This window comes from Novilysobacter longmucuonensis (assembly GCF_046600735.1).
Classification (GTDB): domain Bacteria; phylum Pseudomonadota; class Gammaproteobacteria; order Xanthomonadales; family Xanthomonadaceae; genus Novilysobacter_A; species Novilysobacter_A longmucuonensis.
The window spans coordinates 120,023-141,327 of the sequence record NZ_JBJMAW010000002.1 but is presented as its reverse complement, the minus strand read 5'-3'; the positions used below and the strand labels follow the sequence as shown (position 1 = coordinate 141,327).

Below are 21,305 nucleotides of genomic sequence, written 5' to 3'. Positions count from 1 at the left end.
CGGTCCGGCATGAACGGCAGCCCGCGCGGGCTGCGGCTTTGCGGCCAGCATACTTGCCGGCGCTTTCGCGCCGCAAGCGACCGCGGCGGTGCCTGAGGCGGCGTCCGGGATGGACTTGTTCAGACTTTCCCGATTAGCATCACCGGCCATGCGTGCATGTGTGTACGCCCCGTCCAGCCACCTACCCGCAAAGGCCTGCACTTGCGACTTTCCGGCAGCATCACCGCGCTGGCCACCCCGTTCGACGCCAGCGGCGAACTCGACCTGGACGCCTGGCACCAGCTGCTGGCGCTGCAGCTCGATGGGCGCACCCAGGGCATCGTGGTGGCTGGTTCCACCGGCGAGGCGGCGGCGTTGTACGACGCCGAGTACGACACCCTGCTGCGCAGCGCGGTGGAGCTGGTCGCCGGGCGCATCCCGGTGCTGGCCGGCACCGGCCAGTCCAATACCGCCAAGACCGTCGAGCAGACCCGCCGCGCGGCCGCGCTGGGTGCCGACGCCGCGCTGGTGGTCACCCCGCCCTACGTGCGCCCGCCGCAGGCCGGGCTGGTCGCGCATTACCGGGCAGTCGCCGACGACACGGCCCTGCCGGTGGTGCTCTACAACGTGCCCGGCCGTACCGGCGGCGACCTGCTGCCGGAGACCGTGGCGGAACTGGCCGGCCACCCTCGGATCATCGGCATCAAGGAAGCGCGCAGCGAGCCCGAGCGCATGCAGGCCTTGCTGGAGTTCAAGAGCGCCGACTTCGCGGTGCTCAGTGGCGATGATCCGACCGCGTGCCGCGCAATGCTGGCCGGCGCCGACGGGGTGATTTCGGTCGGCTCGAACGTACTGCCGGCTTCGTTCCGTCGCCTGTGTGATCTGGCCCGCGCCGGCGACACCGGTCCGGCGCAGGACTGGGATGCGCGCCTGCGCGCCGCCTACGATTTCCTCGGGATCGAATCCAACCCGATTCCGGTCAAGGCCCTTCTCGCGTTGCAGGGCATCGGCCATGGCCTGCGCCTGCCGATGCTGCCGCTGTCGGCCGCTCATCACGACGCCGCGATCACCATGGTCGGCGCCATTCGCGAACTCGAAAACGTCTGCCGCGAATCCTTCGCGGCGTGAACCCGCAGGAGATTGCCATGCGTTCCCCCCAGCTCCACTCGATATCCCGTGTCGTGATCACCGGCCTGCTGGTGGCCGGCGTCGCCGCCACCTCCGGCTGCAGCTGGTTCCGCAAGGGCAACGACCTGTATGCGCAGAACCCGGAAAGCCGCCCACTGGAAGTGCCGCCCGACCTGGATCTGCCGCGGGCAGACGCCGCCATGGCAACGCCCAGTTCGGTGACGGCCTCGGGCCAGGCCGTGCCGGCACCGACGCCAGCAGCGGCCGCATCGCCGCCAGATGCGGGCGCATCGGCCGGCACCGGCTTCACCATGCCCGGCAGTCGCGACGAAGTATTCAACCGGGTCGGCGAAGCGCTGGGTGGCATCGACGGTGTCGAGGTGGCCAGCCGCGCGCAGTTGCTTGGCGTATTCGACGTGAATTACGAGGGCAGCAACTTCCTGGTGCGCGTCACCGACGCCGAAGCCGGCGCTCGCGTGTCGGCCCTGGATCCGCGCGGCCAGCCGGCCACCGGTGACGCACCGGCCCGCCTGATCGCGGCACTGCAGGCGGCGATCGGCGGCAACTGATCGCATCAACGGCGCGTAACGAAAAACGGGCGCTCGGCGCCCGTTTTTTGTCTGTCCTCGCCACCTGTAGGAGCGGCTTCAGCCGCGAGCTCTTCCACAAGCGCGAGCTCTTCCACAAACACTAGTCATCGCAATCGGTTCGCGGCTGAAGCCGCTCCTACAAAAACGGCGCACCTTAGCGTTCGAGCAGTTCCAGCTTGCCTGGCTTGTCTTCCCATTCCTTGGCGTCGGGTGCGCCGTCCTTGCGGGTGGTGAGCACCGGCCAGGCCTTGGCGAGCTCGGCGTTGAGCGCGACGAATGCTTCCTGCCCGGCGGGCACGTCGTCTTCTGGATAGATCGCGTTGATCGGGCATTCCGGCTCGCACAAGGTGCAGTCGATGCACTCGTCCGGATCGATTACCAGGAAATTGGGGCCTTCGTGGAAACAGTCGACCGGGCACACCTCGACACAGTCGGTGTACTTGCACTTGATGCAGTTCTCGGTGACGACGAAGGGCATTGCTGGGCTCGGTTGCGTTGCTGCGGGTAGTTTAGCGGCTGCGGGCCATCTGCGCCGGGACCGACTCGCGTGAGCCGGCGCTTCGCGCTTGTGAGGTCGCTCGCTGCGCTCGCTGTAAGTCGCCGGCTGCGCCGGCTGTAAACAGTAAACGGGAGAGGCAACACCAACAGCGCTCGTCTTTTGCTGTTACCACTTGCCGTTTACAGGCGCGCAGCGCCGACTTTCAGGCCGCAACGCGGCCGACTCGCCGCCCTAGAGCGACGAAACCCGCACATCGCTGCGCAGGCTCCGAAGCGTCGTCCCTGCGGACGACTGCGAAAAATTGGCGCTCCCTACGAGATTCGAACTCGTGTTTTAGCCTTGAGAGGGCCACGTCCTAGGCCTCTAGACGAAGGGAGCAGGGTCCGCGCTCAACTCTCAACGAAGCGCGGCCTGCTAGTATATGCGCCGCTGTTGCCGCCGGCAACGGCTTAGGACGACCGAATCGAACTTGACTGAAAACTTTCCCAACCGCGGCGAAGCCCGCTCGATGCCGACCGACAACGATCCCGCCCATCCCATGCTCCGGCTCATTCCGCGCGACGGGCACAACGTCTCGCGCAAGGACATCAGTTCGAGCGCGCTGCGCGTGCTCTACCGGCTGCGCGATGGGGGCTTTGGCGCCTACCTGGTCGGTGGGGCGGTGCGCGACATCCTCGTCGGCGGCCACCCCAAGGACTTCGACGTCGCTACCGACGCGACCCCGGAGCAGGTCAAGCAGCTGTTCCGCAACTGCCGCCTGATCGGACGGCGCTTCCGCCTGGCGCACGTGGTGTTCGGGCGCGAGATCATCGAGGTCGCCACCTTTCGCGCCAATGTCGACGACGGCAGTGGCGACCGTGAGCTGCACGAGGGCGGCCGGCTGCTGCGCGACAACGTCTACGGCACGATCGAGGAGGACGCGATCCGTCGCGACTTCACCGCCAACGCGCTGTACTACGCGATCGAGGACTTCTCGGTGCGCGACTACACCGGCGGCTTCGAGGATGTGCAGAACCGCTTGATGCGGCTGATCGGCGATCCGGAAACACGCTATCGCGAAGATCCGGTGCGGATGCTGCGGGCGGTACGCCTGGCGGCCAAACTCGACTTCGAGATCGAGGCGGCCACCGCGGCGCCGATCCCCCAGCTGGCGCCACTGCTGAGCGAAGCTGCGCCGGCGCGGTTGTTCGAGGAATGCCTCAAGCTGTTCCTGTCCGGCCATGCGGTCGAAAGCTTCCTGCGCCTGGAGCGGCATGGCCTGCTGCAGACGCTGTTGCCCGAAAGCGCCGCCGCGCTTAAGTCCAACCGCAGCGGTGCGCTGCGGCGGATGCTGATCGAGGGCCTGCGCGGGACCGATCACCGCGTCGCCAATGACGAGCCGGTATCGCCGGCGTTCCTGTTCGCGCTGCTGCTGTGGCCGGCCTACTGCCGCGCGCTGATGGCGCTGCAGGCGCAGGGCATGCACACGGTCGAAGCGCAGCGCCGTGCTGCCGATCGGGTCACCCTGCACCAGCTCGGCACGGTCGCGCTGCCGCGGCGGTTCTCGCTGCCGATGCAGGAGATCTGGCTGCTGCAGTCGCGCTTCTCGCAACGCCAGCGCAAGCGTGTGTTCCGCCTGCTGGCGCATCCGCGTTTCCGCGCCGCGTTCGATTTCCTGGCGCTGCGCCTGTCGGCATCCGACGAGCATGCCGACGACGTCGAGTTCTGGCGCGAGGCGCAGACCCAGCCGGGCGATGCGCTGGCGGCCCAGCTCGACGCGCAGGCGCAGGACGATGTCGAGAGCGACGCGGCACCACGCAAGCGTCGCCGTCGCCGTCGCAATCCCGCCGCGGCCGAGTGACCAAGCCGTGGTCGCTGCTCCGGCCCGGCCCTGCATCTGCTTCATCGGCCTAGGTGCCAACCTCGGCGACCCCGCGGCCAGCGTGCGTGCTGCCTTCGCATCGCTCCAGGCGCTGCCGGCGAGCGGGCTGCTGAAAACATCCCGCCTGTATCGCACTCCGGCCTGGGGCGTCACGGCGCAGCCGGATTTCATCAACGCGGTGGCGATGATCCAGACCGCACTGCCCGCGCCCGCGCTGCTCGAGGCGCTGCTCGACATCGAACGCCTGGCCGGACGCGACCGGCGCAGCGACGGCAGCGGTCGCTGGGGGCCGCGCACGCTCGACCTGGACCTGCTGCTGTATGGCGATGCGGTGATCAACCAGCCTGGCTTGTGCGTGCCGCATCCGCACCTTCACGAGCGAGCGTTCGTGCTGCTGCCGTTGGTCGAGATCGCCCCCGACACGCACATTCCGGGCGTCGGCCCGGCCTGCCGGTCACTCGCGGCGATGGCGACCGATGGCATACAGGCGCTAGGCTAGTCGCATGTACGCCTCGACCCCCACCGACAAGCCGTGGACGGTGCCGGCGCTGGCCGAGGCCAGGCGCGAGGGCCGCAAACTGGTGATGCTGACCTGCTACGACGCCGGCTTCGCGCGCGTGCTCGACGCCAATGGCGCCGACCTGGTGCTGGTCGGGGACTCGCTGGGCATGGTGGTGCAGGGCCAGGCCAGCACGCTGCCGGTCACGGTCGCGGACATCGCGTACCACACCCGATGCGTGGCGCGCGGGCTGTCGCGCAGCCTGCTGGTCGCCGACCTGCCGTTCCAGTCCGACGCAGACCCGCAGCGCGCGTTGGAAGCCTCGACCACGCTGCTGCAGGCCGGCGCGGCGATGGTCAAGCTGGAAGGCGCGGGACACAAGCTCGAGGTCATCGCCTATCTGGTCGAGCGCGAGATCCCGGTCTGCGCACACCTGGGCCTGACCCCGCAGTCGGTGCTGCGACTCGGCGGCTACAGGGTCCAGGGGCGCGATGACGCCGCGGCCGAACAGGTGCGCGCCGATGCCCGTGCGGTGGCCGAGGCCGGCGCGGCGCTGCTGGTGCTCGAATGCGTGCCAACCCCACTGGCCGCGGCGATCACTGCCGAGGTGGGCATTCCGACGATCGGCATCGGTGCCGGCCCGCAATGCGACGGGCAGGTGCTGGTGCTGCACGATCTGCTCGGCCTGGACAGCGGCCATCGCCGGCCCAAGTTCGTCAAGGACTTCCTGGCCGAGGGCGGCTCGGTGGCCGGCGCGGTGCAGGCATTCGCCGCCGCGGTCCGCGAAGGTCGGTTTCCCGACGCCACGCATTCCTATGCCTGAAGCGGGAAGCCTTTGACGCGGATCAACGCGGATAAAAGACGCGGATAAAGCACTCTATTCCATAGAGCTTTATCCGCCTTTTTTTGCTCTGATCCGCGTCAGAAGCTTTTTTTGAAGAATCCTCAATGATCGAGACCGTCACCGAACTGGCCGAGCTGCGTGCACGCATCATTGAATGGAAGCGCGCCGGGCTGCGGGTCGGGTTCGTGCCGACGATGGGCAACCTGCATGCCGGCCATCATTCCCTGGTCGCGCTGGCCCGCGCGCGCGCCGATCGCGTGGTTGCCAGCGTATTCGTGAACCCCACCCAGTTCGGTCCGGACGAGGACTACGCGCGTTATCCACGTACCCTCCAGGCCGATGCCGATGGGCTGCAGGCGGCCGGCTGCGACCTGCTCTGGTTGCCGTCGGTGGAGACGATGTACCCCTTCGGTCCAGCGGCGACCGTGCAGGTGCGGGTGCCGGGCGTCTCCGGGGTGCTGGAGGGGGCACATCGCCCCGGGCATTTCGATGGCGTGGCGACCGTGGTCGCGCGCCTGTTCAACCAGGTGCAGCCGGACGTGGCGGCATTCGGGCGCAAGGACTATCAACAGCTTGCGGTGGTCCGTTATCTGGTGAGCGACCTGGCATTCCCGCTGGAGTTGCTGGCGGGCGAGACCCTGCGTGAGGGCGATGGCCTGGCGATGAGTTCGCGCAACCAGTACCTGTCGGCGCAAGAGCGCCCGCGCGCGGCGGAGATCCGGCGCACGCTTGAAGCCATGCGCGATGCGGCCAGGCAGGGCAGGGCACCCGCGGCGGTCGAGGCCGAGGCCGCCCAGCGGCTGACGGCCGCCGGGTTCCAGGTCGACTACGCCGCGCTGCGCCGCCCCGATCTGGGCGAGGTGCGCGGGACGGCCGGTGAGGAGAGCGGCCGGGTCGCGCTGATCGCCGCCCGCCTGGGACGTACCCGGCTGATCGACAACCTTGAGTTCAGCGTCTGACTGCGCCGCGGTAGAGCCGAGCTTGCTCGGCTGCAGCCGTTGCACGGCTTGCGCGCAGCCGAGCGAGCTCGGCGGCTCACCCTCCGCGCATCCGACCCAGTTCGACGGGACCTTCTTCGCAGCCGAGCAAGCTCGGCTCTACGCTCGCTGATGCTCCGTCATGTTGCAGCGCGCCATCCGCTGCTAGACTCGCATTTTCCTCGACGCCCGCGCGCCTGCGGACGGAGCCGAATCCATGCAATTGAACCTGCTCAAGGCCAAGATCCACCGAGCCACCGTGACCCACGCCGAGCTGCACTATGAAGGCTCCTGCGCGATCGACAGCCGCCTGCTCGACATCTCCGGGATCCGCGAGTACGAGCAGGTGCACATCTTCAACATCAACAATGGCCAGCGTTTCGTGACCTATGCCATCCGGGGTGAGGAAGGCAGCGGCGTGATTTCGGTCAACGGCGCGGCCGCGCACCTGGCGCAGCCAGGCGACCTGGTGATCATCTGCGCCTACGGCGCCTGCGACGAGGCCGAAGCGGCCAATTTCAAGCCGACCCTGGTCTATGTCGATCGCGACAACCGGCTGACCCACACCAACCATTCCATTCCGGCCCAGGCGGCCTGATCGAAGCCACAGGGTTGAGCCCGGATGATCGGACCGGCATGACGGCGCAACTCACCGCGGTTCTCGGCGCGCATGCCGCGCGGTTGGAGGACGCCTCGATCGCCGGGTTGTTCCAGGCCGACCCGGCCCGCGCGCAGGACTTCGCGCTGCGGGTCGGCCCGCTCTACGCCAGCTTTGCGCGGCAGCGCTACGACCGCGCGGCGCTCGATGCGCTGTTCGCGGCCGCCGAGGCGGAGCATGTCGCCAGCCGGATGCGTGCGCTGTTCAATGGCGAGCAGGTCAATACCACGGAGCGACGGGCGGCCCTGCACACCGCGCTGCGCGGTGACCTGTCGACGGCACCCGCCGCGCGCCAAGCACATGCGCAGGCCAGCGCCGCACGGGAGCGGATGGCCGCGCTGTACGCGGAGCTCGCCGACAGCGATGTCACCGATGTGGTCAGCATCGGCATCGGCGGCTCCGACCTCGGCCCGCGTTTGGTGGTCGATGCCCTCTCGGGCCCGGCGCCGGACCGCTTCCGGGTTCACTTCCTGTCCAATGTCGATGGCGCCGCGGCGCAGCGCCTGCTTGCGGGACTCGATGGCGGGCGCACCGCGGTCCTGCTGATCTCCAAGAGTTTCGGCACCCAGGAGACGCTGCTCAACGGCGCGATTCTGCGCGACTGGCTGGATGATGACGCTCGCCTGTTCGCGATCACCGCCAATAGCGAACGCGCGCACGCGGCATTCGCGATTCCGCCCGAGCGTATCCTGCCGATGTGGGACTGGGTCGGCGGCCGCTATTCGCTGTGGTCGGCGGTGGGATTCCCGATCGCGCTGGCGATCGGCATGGACCGGTTCGAGGCGTTGCTTGCCGGCGCCGCGGAATTGGATGCCCACGTCCTGCAGGCGCCATTGCGCGAAAACCTGGCCGCCTGGCATGCGCTCACAGCGGTGTGGAATCGCAATGCGCTCGGACTGACCAGCCACGCGGTCGTGCCCTACGACGAGCGACTCAAGCTGCTGCCGAACTACCTGCAGCAGCTTGTGATGGAAAGCCTCGGTAAATCGGTGCGGCACGATGCTGCACCGGTTGACACCGACACGGTGCCGGTGTGGTGGGGCGGGGTGGGCACCGACACCCAGCACAGCTTTTTCCAGGCGCTGCACCAGGGCACGCAGATCGTGCCGATGGACCTGATCGGCACGATGCGCAGCGACGCCCTCTACGGCGAGAACCAGCGCGTGTTGTTGGCCAACCTGTTGGGCCAGGCCGAGGCGCTCGCCAATGGCGAGCACAACGACGACCCGCATCGCGCCTACGCCGGCAATCGCCCGAGCACGCTGTGGCTGCTCGACGCGCTCGATGCGCGCGCGCTCGGCGCACTGCTGGCGATGTACGAGCACAGCGTGTTCATCCAGGCATGCATGTGGGGCATCAATCCATTCGACCAGTTCGGAGTCGAGCTCGGCAAGCAGGTCGCCGGGCGCTTGCTGCCGGCCCTGGCCGGCGAAGGCGAGCCCGCCGATCCGGTCACGCGCGAACTGATCGCGCAGTTGCGTCAGCGGTCGTAAGCAAGAGCTTCTGACGCGGATCAGAGCTAAAAAAGGCGGATAGGAGCGAACAAAAGCTCCTGTTCTAATTACTTGCATTCGCTCTTTCCGCGTTGATCCGCGTCGAATGCCTTCCTCCTAACCTGTAGGAGCGGCTTCAGCCGCGATCGGGACGGGACGCGACCAGGTGGAGATTCGGTCGAAAATATTCTGACGCGGATCAGAGCCAAAAAGGCGGAAAAGAGGCTCCTGTTTTGATCTGCTCGTATCCGCTCTTTCCGCGTTGATCTGCGTCCAATGCCTTACGGTCAGATCCGAGGAAGGCAAGGACTCGCGGCTGAAGCCGCTCCTACAGGGGCCGGTTCGCGCCGTGGCGGGTTAGCGCCCATTCGACATGCTCGCGCACGACGGCATCGTCGCAATCTCGCCGCGACTCCAGCGCGGCGATGACCTCCGGTGTGGTCGGCGCATTGCCCAGCGCCACCGCGATATTGCGCAGCCATCGCGCATGGCCGCTGCGCCGGATCGCCGAGCCTTCGGTGCGCTGCAGGAACTCGGCCTGGCTCCATGCGAACAGCTCCGCCAGCGTGGCGCGATCCAGGTCGTTGCGGGCGCGGAAATCCGGCTCGTCGGTGCGCTTGGCGAACTTGTTCCACGGGCAGGCCAGTTGGCAGTCGTCGCAGCCGAAGATGCGGTTGCCGATCGGCGCGCGGAGTTCCTCGGGGATCGAACCCTCATGCTCGATGGTCAGATAGGAGATGCAGCGCCGTGCATCGAGCCGGTACGGCGCGGTGATCGCCTGGGTCGGGCAGACGTCGATGCAGCGGTTGCAGCTGCCGCAGTGCGCGGTGGCCGGCACGTCCAGGGGCAGTGGCAGGTCGACGTAGATCTCGCCGAGGAAAAACCACGACCCGCCATCCTTGTCGATCAGGCAGGTGTGCTTGCCGATCCAGCCCAACCCGGCGTTGCGTGCGAGTGCGCGTTCCAGCACCGGCGCGGAATCGACGAACACGCGGTGACCGAAGGGGCCCACGAGTTCGGCGATGCGATCGGCGAGGCGCTGCAGGCGCTGCCGCATCAGCTTGTGGTAGTCGCGGCCGAGTGCGTAACGGGCGACGTAGGCGCGCTCGCCATCGGCCAGGGTCTGCCAGGCGGCCTCGTCATCGTCGCGGCCGTAGTCCAGACCGACCGAGATCACCCGCAGCGTGCCGGGGATCAGTTCCTGCGGCCGCGCGCGCATCGTGCCGTGCCGCGCCATCCAGTCCATCGATCCGTACAGCCCCTGCGCGAGCCAGTCGCGCAGGTGGGCCTCATCGTCAGCGAGTTCGATGCCGGTGATGCCGCAGCGCTGGAACCCGAACTCGCGCGCAAGCGTGCGGATGCGCTGCGCGAGCGCGAAATAATCTGCGCTCTGCTCGGGTGCGCGATCGACGGCGGTGGCGGGTGCGGAAGACGGGCTCACGATGTTGCAAGTATAGAATCGCGCGATGCCCGACGCCGTGACCCTGTTCGATGTCCATGCCCTGCGCGCGATCGAGGCGCGCGCGGCGCAGCGTCTGGGAGATCCCTACGAGTTGATGCGCCGCGCCGGCCAGGCGGCATGGCGCGAGACGTTGCGGCTGTGGCCGAGGGCACTGAGCATCCTGGTGGTCTGCGGGCCCGGCAACAACGGCGGCGACGGCTACCTGCTGGCCGGTCATGCGCGCGCGGCCGGCCGCTCGGTGAAGGTACTGCGGCTGCCGCAGCATGCCCCGCGCGGCGCGCTGGCTGAACGCGCCTGTGTCGAATATCAGGCTGCGGGCGGCGGCATTTCGGAGTTCGGCGATGCGCTGCCGGCCACCGATCTGCTGGTCGACGCGCTGTTCGGCATCGGTTTGTCGCGCCCCGCGGATGAAAACGCCGCGCGGCTGATCGAGGCTATCAACCGGCAGTGCGCGCCGGTGTTGGCGCTCGATGCGCCCAGCGGCGTCGATGCACGATCGGGTGCGCGCCCGGGCGCGGCGGTGTGCGCGGGGCACACCCTGGAGTTCATCGCGGCCAAGGCGGGTTTGCGCACCGGTGCAGCGCTCGACTGCACCGGCAGCCTGGCAGTGGCGGATCTCGACCTTGCTCCGGACCAGTTCACCGCCATTGCCGGCAGCGCCGAGTGCTGGACCGTGCAACAGCTGGCCCGCAGCCTGCCGCGCCGGCTGCGCGACAGCCACAAGGGCGCGCATGGCCGCGTGCTCTGCGTCGGAGGAAGTCCCGGCCATGGCGGCGCGATAACGCTGGCGGCGGAAGCGGCGCTGCGCAGCGGCGCCGGACTGGTTGAGGTGGTCACGCGCAGCGCGCACGTCGCCGCGCTGCTGGCGCGTCGGCCCGAGGTGATGGTGCACGGTATCGATGATCACCCGACGGATGTCCTGGGCCCGCTCACAGGCGGCAGCGACGTGATCGCGCTGGGGCCCGGCCTGGGCCAGGAACGCTGGGGCCGGGACCTGTGGTCGCAAGCCTTGCAGGCGGACAAGCCGCTGGTGCTCGATGCCGATGCACTCAATCTGCTGGCGCAATCCCTGCAAGTGCTCGCGCCCGACACCATCCTGACGCCGCACCCGGGCGAAGCCGCACGCCTGCTCGGCTCCAGCACCGCCGGCGTGCAGGCAGACCGCTTCGCCGCGGCGCGCGCGCTGTGCAAGCGCTACGGCTGCGTGGTCGTGCTCAAGGGCGCCGGCAGCATCGTCGCCGCACCGGATCGGATGCCCCGGCTGATCGCCGCGGGCAATCCAGGCATGGCGGTGGCCGGCATGGGCGACGTGCTGACCGGCGTGATCGCGGCATTGCGCGCGCAGGGCCTGGCCGCGTTCGATGCCGCCAGCGTCGGCGCCCTGCTGCATGCGGTCGCCGGCGACCGCGCCGCGGCCGAGGGCGGCATGCGTGGACTGCTGCCCAGCGATCTGATGCCGTGGCTGCGCCACTGCGCGAACCCGGACGCACCCGCATGAGCGCCTACTGGTTGTCCGATCCGGCCGCGACCGACGCGCTCGGCGCACGACTGGCGCGGACGCGGCCGGCACGTGCGGTGGTGCACCTGCGCGGCGACCTCGGCGCAGGCAAGTCGACCCTCGCCCGCGCCTTGCTGCGTGCGTTGGGAGTCACGGGCGCGATCCGCAGCCCGACCTACACCCTGGTCGAGCGCTATCCACTACCGGCCGGCGGCGAGGCGTGGCACCTGGACCTGTACCGCATCGGTGATGCCGGCGAGTTGGAGTTCCTCGGGCTGGACGGCGACGAAGCCGTGCTGTGGTTGATCGAATGGCCCGAACGCGGCGCTGCAGCGCTGCCGCCCGCGGATCTGATCGTGCATCTGGCCATTGAGCGCCAGGGCCGGCAGGTCCGGCTGCAACCGGTGTCGGACGTGGGGGTCGCCTGGGCAGCGGCATGCAGCGCGACAGGGTCGTTTGCGGGCGGTTCCTGAACGATTTTGCAGGAAGTCGCGGCAGGTCACGGATTACAAAGGGAAAAGTGCTTGCAATCTGCCCGATCCGGTGCTTGACTACGGCCATGCGAGCCAAAGGCGCCATTGTCCACAGACTGCTGCTCGGGCTGGCGCTGCTTGCAGCGCTGACCTGGAACCTCGCCCATGCCAGTCAGATCACCGGTCTGGAGCTCAGCAACGGCGCCACCGGCACGCGCGCGGAAATCGCACTGGACCGCGCGGCCGAGTTCAAGGTCATCCGCCTGAGCGATCCCGACCGTCTAGTGATCGATCTCCCCGAGTCTTCGCTCGCCCGCGGCGTGCGCATCCCGGCCGGCAACGGCGTGGTCCAGTCGGTCCGCACCGGTCAGCCGACGCCGGGGACCACGCGCGTGGTGTTCGACCTGACCCAACGCATCGCCGTGCTGCAGCCGCGGATCGAGCAGGGCGCATCCGGTCCGAAGCTGGTGCTGGAATGGCCCGGCGACGGCGATGGTGCAAGCGGGCGGGTGGCCACACCGGAAGCCTCGCTACCCGGGCCGGGCCTCGCTGCCTCGACGCCGCCGCTGCACGAACCCACTGCGGCCCAGCAGGCGGCGGCATCGGCTGCGGCGACCACGCGGCTGATCACCGAACTGGCGGCGCGCGCTTCGCGCAACGTCGCCGCCGACTCCAATGCCGCCAGCAACGGCGTACAGACCACGGTGCCGGCTGCGATCCCCACCGACATACCCACCGGCCTGGCCACTGGCCAGCCCAATGCCGGCGCCGGCAAGACCCTGCAGCAGGTGATGCGCGGGCGCGGCATGCGGCCGCTGATCATCGCCATCGACGCCGGGCACGGCGGCCAGGACCCGGGCGCGATCGGCCAGGCCGGCAAGCGCGAGAAAGACATCACCCTGGCGATCGCGCGCGAGCTGGCGCGCCAGGTCGACGCGACACCCGGGCTCCAGGCCTACCTGACCCGCGACACCGATGTCTTTATCCCGTTGAACAAGCGCGCGCAACTGGCGCGCGCGGCCAAGGCCGACCTGTTCGTCTCGATCCACGCCGACGCCGCCGAGAACCGCAAGGCCAAGGGTTCGTCGGTCTACGTGCTGTCGCTGCGCGGGGCCTCGTCGCAGCGGGCGCGCTGGCTGGCCGACAAGGAGAACGCGGCCGACCTGATCGGCGGCGTCAGCCTGGCCAGGACCAACAACACGCTGGCCTCGGTGCTGCTCGACCTCACCCAGAGCGGCCACATGAAAGCCTCCGAGGACGCCGCCGCGCACGTGCTGGCCGGCCTCAAGCGCATCGGCAACAACCACAAGCCGCAGATCGAGCATGCCAATTTCGCGGTGCTGCGCACCTCCGACATGCCGGCGATGCTGGTGGAGACCGCGTTCCTGTCCAACCCGGACGAGGAAAAGCGGCTGATCGACCCCGCGTTCCAGAAGACCGTGGCGCGGGCGCTGCTCGACGGGGTCAATACCTATTTCACCCAGCAACCTCCGCCGGGCACGATGTACGCCGCCCGTGCCGAAGCGCAGTGGGCCACTGCCGGCACCGGTGGTTCGGTCGGGGGCAGCCGGTGAGTCGGCGCTTCGCGCCTGCAAACAGCAAGTAGTGAACAGCGTGGCTGTTGCCTCACTTACAAGCTGCGCAGCGGCGACGTTCCCACTCAGCAAGCTTCGGCTCCACGAGACCGCGTCGCCACCCCTGTAGGAGCGGCCCATGGCCGCGATGCTTGTCGACCCGAGGCCGGCGAAGCGCGGTCGCGCCGTTGGGGTCCTTCTGCATCGGCCCCGGCCGTCTCGCGATGTGAGCGAAGAGCTCGCGGCCATGGGCCGCTCCTACACTAGGCCCGGCGGGCCACGTGTTTGCTCCGCCGCGCCGCACCAAGCCGAGCAGCGCCGCAGGCGCGACTTCACTGCCGCTATCATGGTGCGCCCCCGCACAGTGCCGCGCATCCGTCCGTGACCATTCGTCAACTGCCTGACACCCTGATCAACCAGATTGCCGCCGGCGAGGTGGTCGAGCGGCCGGCTTCGGTGGTGAAGGAACTGGTCGAGAACGCACTCGACGCCGGCGCGTCGCGGGTCGACATCGACCTGGAGGAAGGCGGCGTGCGCCTGATCCGCATCCGCGACGACGGCGCCGGCATTGCCGCGGGGCAGCTGCCGCTGGCGGTGTCGCGCCACGCCACCAGCAAGATCGCGTCGCTCGACGACCTGGAAGGCGTCACGACGCTCGGGTTCCGCGGCGAGGCGCTGCCATCGATTGCGTCGGTCAGCCGGTTCGCCCTGGTCTCGCGCCGCAGCGAGGATGTGCATGGCACCGCGCTGGAGGTCGATGGCGGCCGGGTCGGCTCGCCCGCGCCGAAGCCACACCCGCTGGGCACCACGGTCGAGGTGCGCGACCTGTTCTTCAACGTGCCGGCGCGACGCAAGTTCCTGCGCGCCGAGCGCACCGAGCTGGGCCACATCGAGGAGTGGCTGCGACAGCTTGCGCTGGCGCGGCCGGACGTGGAGCTGCGCGTGTCGCACAACGGCAAGCCGTCGCGGCGCTGGAAGGGCGAGGGCGACATGCTGGCCGATGCGGGGCTCTCGGGCACGCGCCTGCACGAGACCCTCGGCGAGGAATTTGCGAACAATGCGATGCGCGTCGATCACAGCGGCGCCGGGCTTCGCCTGCACGGCTGGATCGCGCGGCCGGTCTATTCGCGCGCCAGTGCCGACCAGCAGTACCTGTACGTCAACGGCCGCGCGGTGCGCGACCGCAGCGTTGCCCACGCGGTCAAGCAGGCGTTTGCGGACGTGCTGTTCCATGGCCGCCAGCCGGCCTACGTGCTGTTCCTGGAGCTCGATCCACGGCGGGTCGATGTCAACGTGCACCCGGCCAAGCACGAGGTGCGCTTCCGCGATTCGCGGCTGATCCACGACTTCGTCTATCGCACCCTGCATGCCGCGCTTGCGGAAACCCGTGCTGGCAGCATGCCGGGGCTGCCGCACGGGTCGGCCGACAACCGGACGGCCGTGTCAGGCAATGGCCACGCCCATTTCGCGCCGCACCGATACCCGTCGGCCGGCTCTGCGCCGCAGGTTCCGCTGGGTCTGCAGCACTCGCCCACGACCGGCTCGACTGTGGCCGAGGTGCGCGCCGGCTACGTCGCGTTGTACGGCACGCCACAAAGGGACGCTCCCCAGGCTTCGCCGCTGCCGGGCAGCGACGAGGCGACCTTGCCGCCGCTGGGCTACGCCGTCGCCCAGTTGCACGGCATCTACATCCTGGCCGAGTCTGCCGAAGGGCTGATCGTGGTGGACATGCACGCCGCGCACGAGCGCATCGGCTACGAGAAGCTCAAGCGCGCGCACGATGGCAAAGGCCTGCGCAGCCAGCCCCTGCTGGTGCCGGCGACGCTGTCGGTATCCGAGCGCGAGGCCGATGTCGCCGAGCGCGAGGCCGCGACGCTGCAGCAGCTCGGTTTCGAGGTCACCCGCAGCGGCCCGCAGTCGCTGGCGCTGCGCAGTGTGCCGGCGCTGCTCGCCCATGGCGATGTCGAGGCGCTGCTGCGTGACGTGCTGGCCGACCTGCGCGAACACGGCGGCGGGTCCTCGCTGAGCGGGCAGCGGGTCACGGCCGCCCGCGACGAGCTGCTCTCGACCATGGCCTGTCACGGCGCGGTGCGCGCCAACCGGCGCCTGAGCCTGCCGGAAATGAACGCGCTGCTGCGTGACATGGAGACCACCGAGCGCTCCGGCCAGTGCAACCATGGCCGCCCGACCTGGGCCCATTTCAGCCTGCCCGAAATCGACCGCTGGTTCCTGCGAGGACGCTGATGGCGAACTGCTCCCCTAACTCCTCCTCGAAACCCTTGCCGGTGTGGCTCGCCGCTCTTGGCTTGTGCGGACTGCTGACCGCATGCTCCGGTGGCGAGCGCGAGAATGGCGTATCCAGCGAAGCGCAACGCCCGGCCGAGCTCGCTGCCTTCCAGGCCGATCAGCAGCGCTGGCGCGAGCAGCGCGTCGCCGAGCTTACCCGGTCGGACGGCTGGACCAGCCTGGTCGGGCTGCACTGGATCGGTCCGGGCGCGCATCACTTCGGCAGCGATACCGACAACGGCATCCGCCTGGCGGTCGGCCCGGAGCACCTCGGCAGGATCGAGCTCAACGCCGGCGCAACGCGGTTCGTGCCGGAGCAGGGCGTGGCGGTCACGCTCGATGGCGCTCCGCTGACCGGGCCGGCGGAGTTGCACGCCGACGATGCCGCCGGCGGTCCCAGCGTGCTCGGCTTCGACGACGGCCGCGGCCTCGCCACCGTGATCAAGCGCGGTGCGCGCCACGCATTGCGGGTGAAGCACGCCGACGCCCCCGGCCGCGTCGGTTTCGGCGGCCTGGACTACTGGCCGGCGCGGCAGCAGTGGCGTGTCGCAGGCCAATTCGTGGAGCACCCGCCGGGCAGGACCCTGCCGATCGCCAACATCATCGGCACCATCGAGCAGGTGCCCAATCCCGGCGCGATCGAGTTCGAGCGTGACGGCACCCTGCACCGCATCGAAGCGCTCGACCACGGCGAGGACACGCTGTTCCTGGTCTTCGCCGATCGCACCAGCGGCCACGGCAGCTATGGCGCTGGCCGCTACCTGGATGCGCCACGCCCGGATGCGCAAGGGCGCATCACCCTGGACTTCAACCGCGCCTACAACCCGCCCTGTGCATTCACCGCGTTCGCGACCTGCCCCTTGCCGCCGCCGGAGAACCGGCTCGAGCTGGCGATCGCGGCCGGTGAAAAGACCTACGCCTCGCCGCACTGAAGAGCCCGCCCATGCACCCTCTCAAGAGCCTCGGCCTGTCAGCGTTGGTCCTCGCGCTGCTGTTCGCACCGGCCAGCACGCAGGCCCGCGATGACAGTCCGAGTGCAGCGCGTGCGGAGCTTGGCCGAGCGGCGCCCGTGCCGCTGCTGTGGAAGCTGTCCAGCGTCGGGAGCGGCAGCACGGTGTACCTGCTCGGCTCATTTCATCTGCTCAAGCCCGACGACTATCCGTTGTCCAGCGACATCGATCAGGCGTTCGCCGCGGCCGATGCGGTGGTGTTCGAAGTGCCGCCGGAGCAACTTGCTGATCCGGCGACCGCGCGCAAGTTCCTGGCGGCGGCCGGCTACGCCGACGGCGGCGGCCTCAGCGACACGCTGCCTGCGGCGATGCAGGACCGGCTCGATGACGTGCTCGGCAACAACGGCGCCTCGATCGAGCAGCTCGAAGCGTTCGAACCGTGGTTCGTGAACCTGACGCTGATGCTCGGCGTTGCGCAGTCGCTGGGCTTCAGCGCCGCCGATGGACTCGACCAGCACCTGATGCGTGCGGCGGCCGCGGCCGACAAGCCCACCGGCGGGCTGGAGATCATCGATGACCAGTTGAACACGCTCGACAGTGTCCCGATGGACGAGCAGGTCATTGCGCTGGCCGATTTCCTCGACCGGCCACAGGAGATGCCGGCCGTGCTGACCGGGCTGCACGAGGCGTGGCGCAGCGCGGACCTGGTAGCGCTCGATCGCCTGACGCGCCTGCAGATGCTGGAGAACACACCGGAGACCTATCGCCTGGTCAACGTCGTGCGCAACGATGCCTGGGTGCCGCAGATCCAGCGCATGCTGGACGGGCCGTCGCCGCGCGACACGCTGGTGGTGGTCGGTGCACTGCACCTGCTGGGCGCGGACGGCGTGGTCGAGAAGCTGCGCGCCAAGGGTTACACGGTGCAGCGCATCTGTTCGGCCTGCGAAGCGGTCAGCCACGACGAACCCCTGTAGGAGCGGCTTCAGCCGCGATCGTGGAGACGCCGCGCCGGCGCCGGCTCCGGATCGCGGCTGAAGCCGCTCCTACACAGGCGCCCGTAGAGCCTAGCTTGCTCGGCTGATCGTCTACGGCACCTGCGGCGCCACCAGCACGATGCAGTCCACCGGGCAGGCCGGGACGCACAGCTCGCAGCCGGTGCACAGCGGCTCGATCACGGTGTGCATGTGCTTGTTGCCGCCGATGATCGCATCGACCGGGCAGGCCTGGATGCACTTGGTGCAGCCGATGCAGTCGGCTTCCACCACCAGCGCGACCTGGGGCGGCTTGTGCGCGCCGCGGCTGCGGTCGTAGGGCTTGCCACTGACGCCGAGCAAGCAGGCGAGTGCGCGCGCGCCGGAATCGCCGCCGGGCGGACACCGCTCGACGCCGGCCTCCCCGGCCGCCATCGCCTCGGCGTAGGGCCGGCAGCCGTCATAGCCGCACTGGCCGCATTGGGTCTGTGGCAGCAGGCGATCGAGGCGTTCGGTGAGATCCATGAAGCAGGAGTGAGAGTCTAGGAGTGAGGACTGAGAGATCGCTTCACCCTCACGGGGCGTCCGCAGGAGTGACCGTTGAGAAGTGAGAAGTGAGCGCGAAAGACATGGCGCCCTTACTCTCACTGCTCACTTCTATTCACTCGCTTCTCATTTCAACGCACCGGCATACCCGGCTCGGCGCCGGCATCGACATCGAGCAAAAACACCCCGCCGCCATCGAAACCGGCCGACAAAATCATGCCTTCGCTGATCCCGAAGCGCATCTTGCGCGGTGCCAGGTTGGCGATGAACACCACATTGCGGCCGACCAGTTTCTCCGGCTCGCCGTATGCGGCGCGAACCCCGGAGAAAATCTGCCGCCGGCCAAGCTCGCCAGCATCCAGTTCGAAGCGCAGCAGCTTGTCGGAGCCTTCGACTAACTCGCACAGCGCCACTCTGGCGATGCGCAGGTCGAGTTTGGCGAAATCGTCGATGCCGATGACGCCGGTGTTCTCCTTCGTACCCGCTTTTGCAGGAGCGGCTTCAGCCGCGGGCTTTTTCCCGATGTCCGTTGCCTCTGGCTTCGCGGCTGAAGCCGCTCCTACAAGGACATCTGCTTCGGTCGGCTTCATGGATTCCTTGCTGGCTTCGGTCATGGCCTGGATCTGCTTCGGATCGATTCGGGTGAACAGGGGCGTGTAGGCGGCGATGCGATGCGACAGCAGCGGCGCATCCAGGTCGCTCCAGACCGACACCGGCGCGGCGAGGAATGCCTCGGCCTGCGAGGACACCCGCGGCAGCACCGGTTTGAGCGCGGCGGCCAGCACCCGAAACAGGTTCAGCCCCTGGGTGCACACCGCGTGCAACTCGGCCTCGGCGCCGTCCTGCTTGCCCAGCACCCATGGCTTGCGGTCGTCGATGTAACGGTTGGCTTCATCGGCCAGCGCCATGGTCAGGCGCAGCGCGACGGCGGCTTCATTGCGGGCGTAGGCCTGCGCGATCGGTGCGAGCTGGGCGACGAAACGCGCGTACATCGCCTGGTCCGGCAGCGCGTCCGCGAGGCAGCCGTCGAAGCGCTTGCCGATGAAGCCGGCGCAGCGGCTGGCAAGATTGACGAACTTGCCGACCAGGTCCGAATTCACCCTCGCGACGAAGTCGGCCAGGTTCAGGTCGAGGTCGTCGACGCCGCCGGAGGTCTTGGCGGCGTAGTAATAACGCAGCGCCTCGGGATCGAGCCCGGCATCGAGGTAGCTGCGCGCCATGATGAAAGTGCCGCGCGACTTGGACATCTTGGCGCCGTCGACCGTCAGGTAACCGTTGACATGCAGCCGGGTCGGCGCACGGAAGCCGGCGCCGTGCAGTACCGCCGGCCAGAACAGGCCGTGGAAGTTGACGATGTCCTTGCCGATGAAGTGGTGCAGCTCGGCCTGGCTGTCGCGTGCGAGATAGGAGAAGAAATCCAGACCTTCGCGTTCGCACAGCGCCTGGAAGCTGCTGAGGTAGCCGATCGGCGCGTCGATCCAGACATACAGGTACTTGCCCGGGTGGCCCGGGATCTCGAAGCCGAAGTACGGCTCGTCGCGCGAGATGTCCCAGGCGCGCAGGCCGCCCTCGGCATCCAGCCATTCGCACAGCTTGGCCTTGACGCCAGGCGCGGCGACATCGCCGGCCAGCCACTCGCGCAGGAAGGCCGCGAAGCCGCCGACCTCGAAAAAGAAGTGCTCCGACTCGCGCAGCTCGGGCGCGGCGCCGCTGATCACCGAGCGTGGCTGCTTGAGCTCGGTCGGTGCGTAGGTCGCGCCGCAATGCTCGCAGTTGTCGCCGTACTGGTCGGGGGTGCCGCAATTGGGGCAGATGCCCTTGACGTAGCGGTCGGGCAGGAACATGCCCTTGGCCGGATCGAACAGCTGCGCGACCGAGCGGCGCTTGATGTGGCCGTTGTTGTCGAGCTTGGCGTAGATCGCCTCGGTCAGCGCGCGGTTACGCGGCGAGTGGGTGGAGTCGTAGTGGTCGAAGGCCACGCCGAAATCGGCGAAGTCGCGCTCGTGACCGGCCTGGACCTGGGCGATGAAGGCTTCCGGCGTGGTGCCGGCCTTTTCCGCGGCAAGCATGATCGGGGTGCCGTGGGTGTCATCGGCGCAGACAAAATGCGCGGTGTGGCCGGCCAAGCGCTGCGCGCGCGACCAGATGTCGCCCTGGATGTAGCCGACCAGGTGGCCCAGGTGCAGCGGGCCGTTGGCGTAGGGCAGGGCGCAGGTGACGACGAACTCGCGGGGCATGGGACGATCGGCTGGATGAAAGAGGCGCGATTATCGCATGCGCATGACCGCGCTCCCGCCGTGCGTCTGCGGATGCTGCGGCGACTTGTTGACCTGCGCAAAGACACAAAAAAGCCCGGCGTGGCCGGGCTTGGCAGGCGTGTCCTGGTGCGGTGCCCGGCTACTGTCGAACCCAGGTCTGGGTGCGCCCCAGCAGCGAGAATCCGATGAAGCCGCGAACCTCCAGCTTGCTGCCGGCCTCGATCGGCTTGAGCCTGACCGAGTAGATTTTGCCGCTGGCCGGGTCGAGGATCTTGCCGCCGTCCCACACCTCGCCATTGCGGCTGATGCCCCACAGGATCTCCATGCCCTCGACCGGCTGGTCCCTGCGCTCGCCCGGGCACTGGTCGCAGACCGGATCCGGGCCTTGCTCGGACTGCAGCACCTCGTTGACCCGCCCGGCCAGGCTGCCGTCGCCCGCTCGGTAGATTTCCACCACAGACTTGGGCCGGCCGGTCTCGTCGTCGATGGTGGTCCAGGTGCCGACCGGCGACTGCGCGAGCACCCCGGTGGAAACGCCCAGCAGCGGGACGGTGAGCAGCACGGCAAGTAGCTTGTTACGCATGGTCCCCTCCCAGGGTTTCGGCAAGCGCATCCGGGCGCGGCTGCCCGGCCCAGGCCCTTTATATCGCATCGACTGGATATCGAGGGATGGCTGGGCAGGGCAGTACTCCTGCCATGGATTCGGCAAAAAAAGAGGCGACGCAAGCGTCGCCTCTTCTTCGTGGCAATTGCTAGATC

19 protein-coding genes and 1 tRNA gene are annotated in these 21,305 nt (G+C 68.6%); 14 read left to right on the top strand and 6 right to left on the bottom strand.

Going from position 1 to position 21,305, the window contains the following annotated elements; genetic code table 11:
- Positions 1 to 201: 201 nt before the first annotated feature.
- Together dapA and ACJQWM_RS02680 are read left to right on the top strand one after the other, a co-directional pair.
- Positions 202 to 1,107, top strand: a complete 906-nt coding sequence (gene dapA, locus ACJQWM_RS02685) for a 4-hydroxy-tetrahydrodipicolinate synthase (RefSeq protein ID WP_411306649.1) — start codon at positions 202 to 204, stop codon at positions 1,105 to 1,107.
- A gap of 17 nt (positions 1,108 to 1,124) precedes the next feature.
- Positions 1,125 to 1,676: a hypothetical protein gene (locus tag ACJQWM_RS02680; protein WP_332704856.1), complete on the top strand. Its 552-nt coding sequence runs from the start codon at positions 1,125 to 1,127 to the stop codon at positions 1,674 to 1,676.
- Positions 1,677 to 1,851: 175 nt separating this feature from the next.
- Here ACJQWM_RS02680 and fdxA read toward each other — a convergent pair whose 3' ends face one another.
- Positions 1,852 to 2,175, bottom strand: a complete 324-nt coding sequence (gene fdxA, locus ACJQWM_RS02675; protein WP_332704854.1) for a ferredoxin FdxA — start codon at positions 2,173 to 2,175, stop codon at positions 1,852 to 1,854.
- A gap of 323 nt (positions 2,176 to 2,498) precedes the next feature.
- Positions 2,499 to 2,574, bottom strand: a tRNA-Glu gene (locus ACJQWM_RS02670).
- A gap of 130 nt (positions 2,575 to 2,704) precedes the next feature.
- On the opposite strand from ACJQWM_RS02670, the gene pcnB reads away from it, so the two are divergent.
- The 6 genes from pcnB to pgi all read left to right on the top strand — a co-directional run bounded on the left by pcnB (position 2,705) and on the right by pgi (position 8,528).
- Complete coding sequence (gene pcnB, locus ACJQWM_RS02665; RefSeq protein ID WP_332704895.1) at positions 2,705 to 4,036, top strand: polynucleotide adenylyltransferase PcnB; 1,332 nt, start codon at positions 2,705 to 2,707, stop codon at positions 4,034 to 4,036.
- A gap of 7 nt (positions 4,037 to 4,043) precedes the next feature.
- Positions 4,044 to 4,556 (top strand): 2-amino-4-hydroxy-6-hydroxymethyldihydropteridine diphosphokinase, encoded by a 513-nt coding sequence (gene folK, locus ACJQWM_RS02660; protein ID WP_332704852.1) that lies wholly within the window; start codon positions 4,044 to 4,046, stop codon positions 4,554 to 4,556.
- A gap of 4 nt (positions 4,557 to 4,560) precedes the next feature.
- Positions 4,561 to 5,379, top strand: a complete 819-nt coding sequence (gene panB, locus ACJQWM_RS02655; protein WP_332704851.1) for a 3-methyl-2-oxobutanoate hydroxymethyltransferase — start codon at positions 4,561 to 4,563, stop codon at positions 5,377 to 5,379.
- Positions 5,380 to 5,504: 125 nt separating this feature from the next.
- Complete coding sequence (panC, locus tag ACJQWM_RS02650) at positions 5,505 to 6,359, top strand: pantoate--beta-alanine ligase (protein ID WP_332704849.1); 855 nt, start codon at positions 5,505 to 5,507, stop codon at positions 6,357 to 6,359.
- Positions 6,360 to 6,594: 235 nt separating this feature from the next.
- Positions 6,595 to 6,975 (top strand): aspartate 1-decarboxylase, encoded by a 381-nt coding sequence (gene panD, locus ACJQWM_RS02645; RefSeq protein ID WP_332704847.1) that lies wholly within the window; start codon positions 6,595 to 6,597, stop codon positions 6,973 to 6,975.
- A gap of 38 nt (positions 6,976 to 7,013) precedes the next feature.
- The gene (pgi, locus tag ACJQWM_RS02640) at positions 7,014 to 8,528 is read left to right on the top strand and encodes a glucose-6-phosphate isomerase (RefSeq protein ID WP_332704845.1); all 1,515 of its coding nucleotides are present in this window, start codon (positions 7,014 to 7,016) and stop codon (positions 8,526 to 8,528) included.
- 328 nt (positions 8,529 to 8,856) lie between these two features.
- Here pgi and queG read toward each other — a convergent pair whose 3' ends face one another.
- Positions 8,857 to 9,888, bottom strand: a complete 1,032-nt coding sequence (queG, locus tag ACJQWM_RS02635) for a tRNA epoxyqueuosine(34) reductase QueG (protein WP_332704893.1) — start codon at positions 9,886 to 9,888, stop codon at positions 8,857 to 8,859.
- 106 nt (positions 9,889 to 9,994) lie between these two features.
- Between queG and ACJQWM_RS02630 the strand changes: the two genes are divergently transcribed.
- From ACJQWM_RS02630 to ACJQWM_RS02605, 6 genes are all read left to right on the top strand, one after another.
- Positions 9,995 to 11,488, top strand: a complete 1,494-nt coding sequence (locus ACJQWM_RS02630) for an NAD(P)H-hydrate dehydratase (protein WP_332704843.1) — start codon at positions 9,995 to 9,997, stop codon at positions 11,486 to 11,488.
- The gene (gene tsaE / locus ACJQWM_RS02625) at positions 11,485 to 11,961 is read left to right on the top strand and encodes a tRNA (adenosine(37)-N6)-threonylcarbamoyltransferase complex ATPase subunit type 1 TsaE (RefSeq protein WP_332704840.1); all 477 of its coding nucleotides are present in this window, start codon (positions 11,485 to 11,487) and stop codon (positions 11,959 to 11,961) included. Before ACJQWM_RS02630 ends, tsaE begins: the two co-directional genes overlap by 4 nt.
- 86 nt (positions 11,962 to 12,047) lie before the next feature.
- Positions 12,048 to 13,535 (top strand): N-acetylmuramoyl-L-alanine amidase, encoded by a 1,488-nt coding sequence (locus tag ACJQWM_RS02620; protein WP_332704838.1) that lies wholly within the window; start codon positions 12,048 to 12,050, stop codon positions 13,533 to 13,535.
- A gap of 381 nt (positions 13,536 to 13,916) precedes the next feature.
- Complete coding sequence (gene mutL / locus ACJQWM_RS02615; protein ID WP_332704836.1) at positions 13,917 to 15,779, top strand: DNA mismatch repair endonuclease MutL; 1,863 nt, start codon at positions 13,917 to 13,919, stop codon at positions 15,777 to 15,779.
- Positions 15,779 to 16,753, top strand: coding sequence for a DUF1684 domain-containing protein (locus ACJQWM_RS02610; protein ID WP_332704834.1), 975 nt, complete (start codon positions 15,779 to 15,781; stop codon positions 16,751 to 16,753). Before mutL ends, ACJQWM_RS02610 begins: the two co-directional genes overlap by 1 nt.
- Positions 16,754 to 16,764: 11 nt before the next feature.
- Positions 16,765 to 17,745, top strand: a complete 981-nt coding sequence (locus ACJQWM_RS02605) for a TraB/GumN family protein (RefSeq protein WP_332704832.1) — start codon at positions 16,765 to 16,767, stop codon at positions 17,743 to 17,745.
- A 111-nt stretch (positions 17,746 to 17,856) separates the two neighbouring features.
- Here ACJQWM_RS02605 and rnfB read toward each other — a convergent pair whose 3' ends face one another.
- The 3 genes from rnfB to ACJQWM_RS02590 all read right to left on the bottom strand — a co-directional run bounded on the left by rnfB (position 17,857) and on the right by ACJQWM_RS02590 (position 21,129).
- Positions 17,857 to 18,267, bottom strand: a complete 411-nt coding sequence (gene rnfB / locus ACJQWM_RS02600) for an Rnf electron transport complex subunit RnfB (protein WP_332704830.1) — start codon at positions 18,265 to 18,267, stop codon at positions 17,857 to 17,859.
- A 152-nt stretch (positions 18,268 to 18,419) separates the two neighbouring features.
- Positions 18,420 to 20,525, bottom strand: a complete 2,106-nt coding sequence (gene metG, locus ACJQWM_RS02595; RefSeq protein ID WP_332704828.1) for a methionine--tRNA ligase — start codon at positions 20,523 to 20,525, stop codon at positions 18,420 to 18,422.
- Positions 20,526 to 20,685: 160 nt separating this feature from the next.
- Positions 20,686 to 21,129: a DUF2147 domain-containing protein gene (locus tag ACJQWM_RS02590; protein WP_332704827.1), complete on the bottom strand. Its 444-nt coding sequence runs from the start codon at positions 21,127 to 21,129 to the stop codon at positions 20,686 to 20,688.
- Positions 21,130 to 21,305 lie beyond the last annotated feature (176 nt).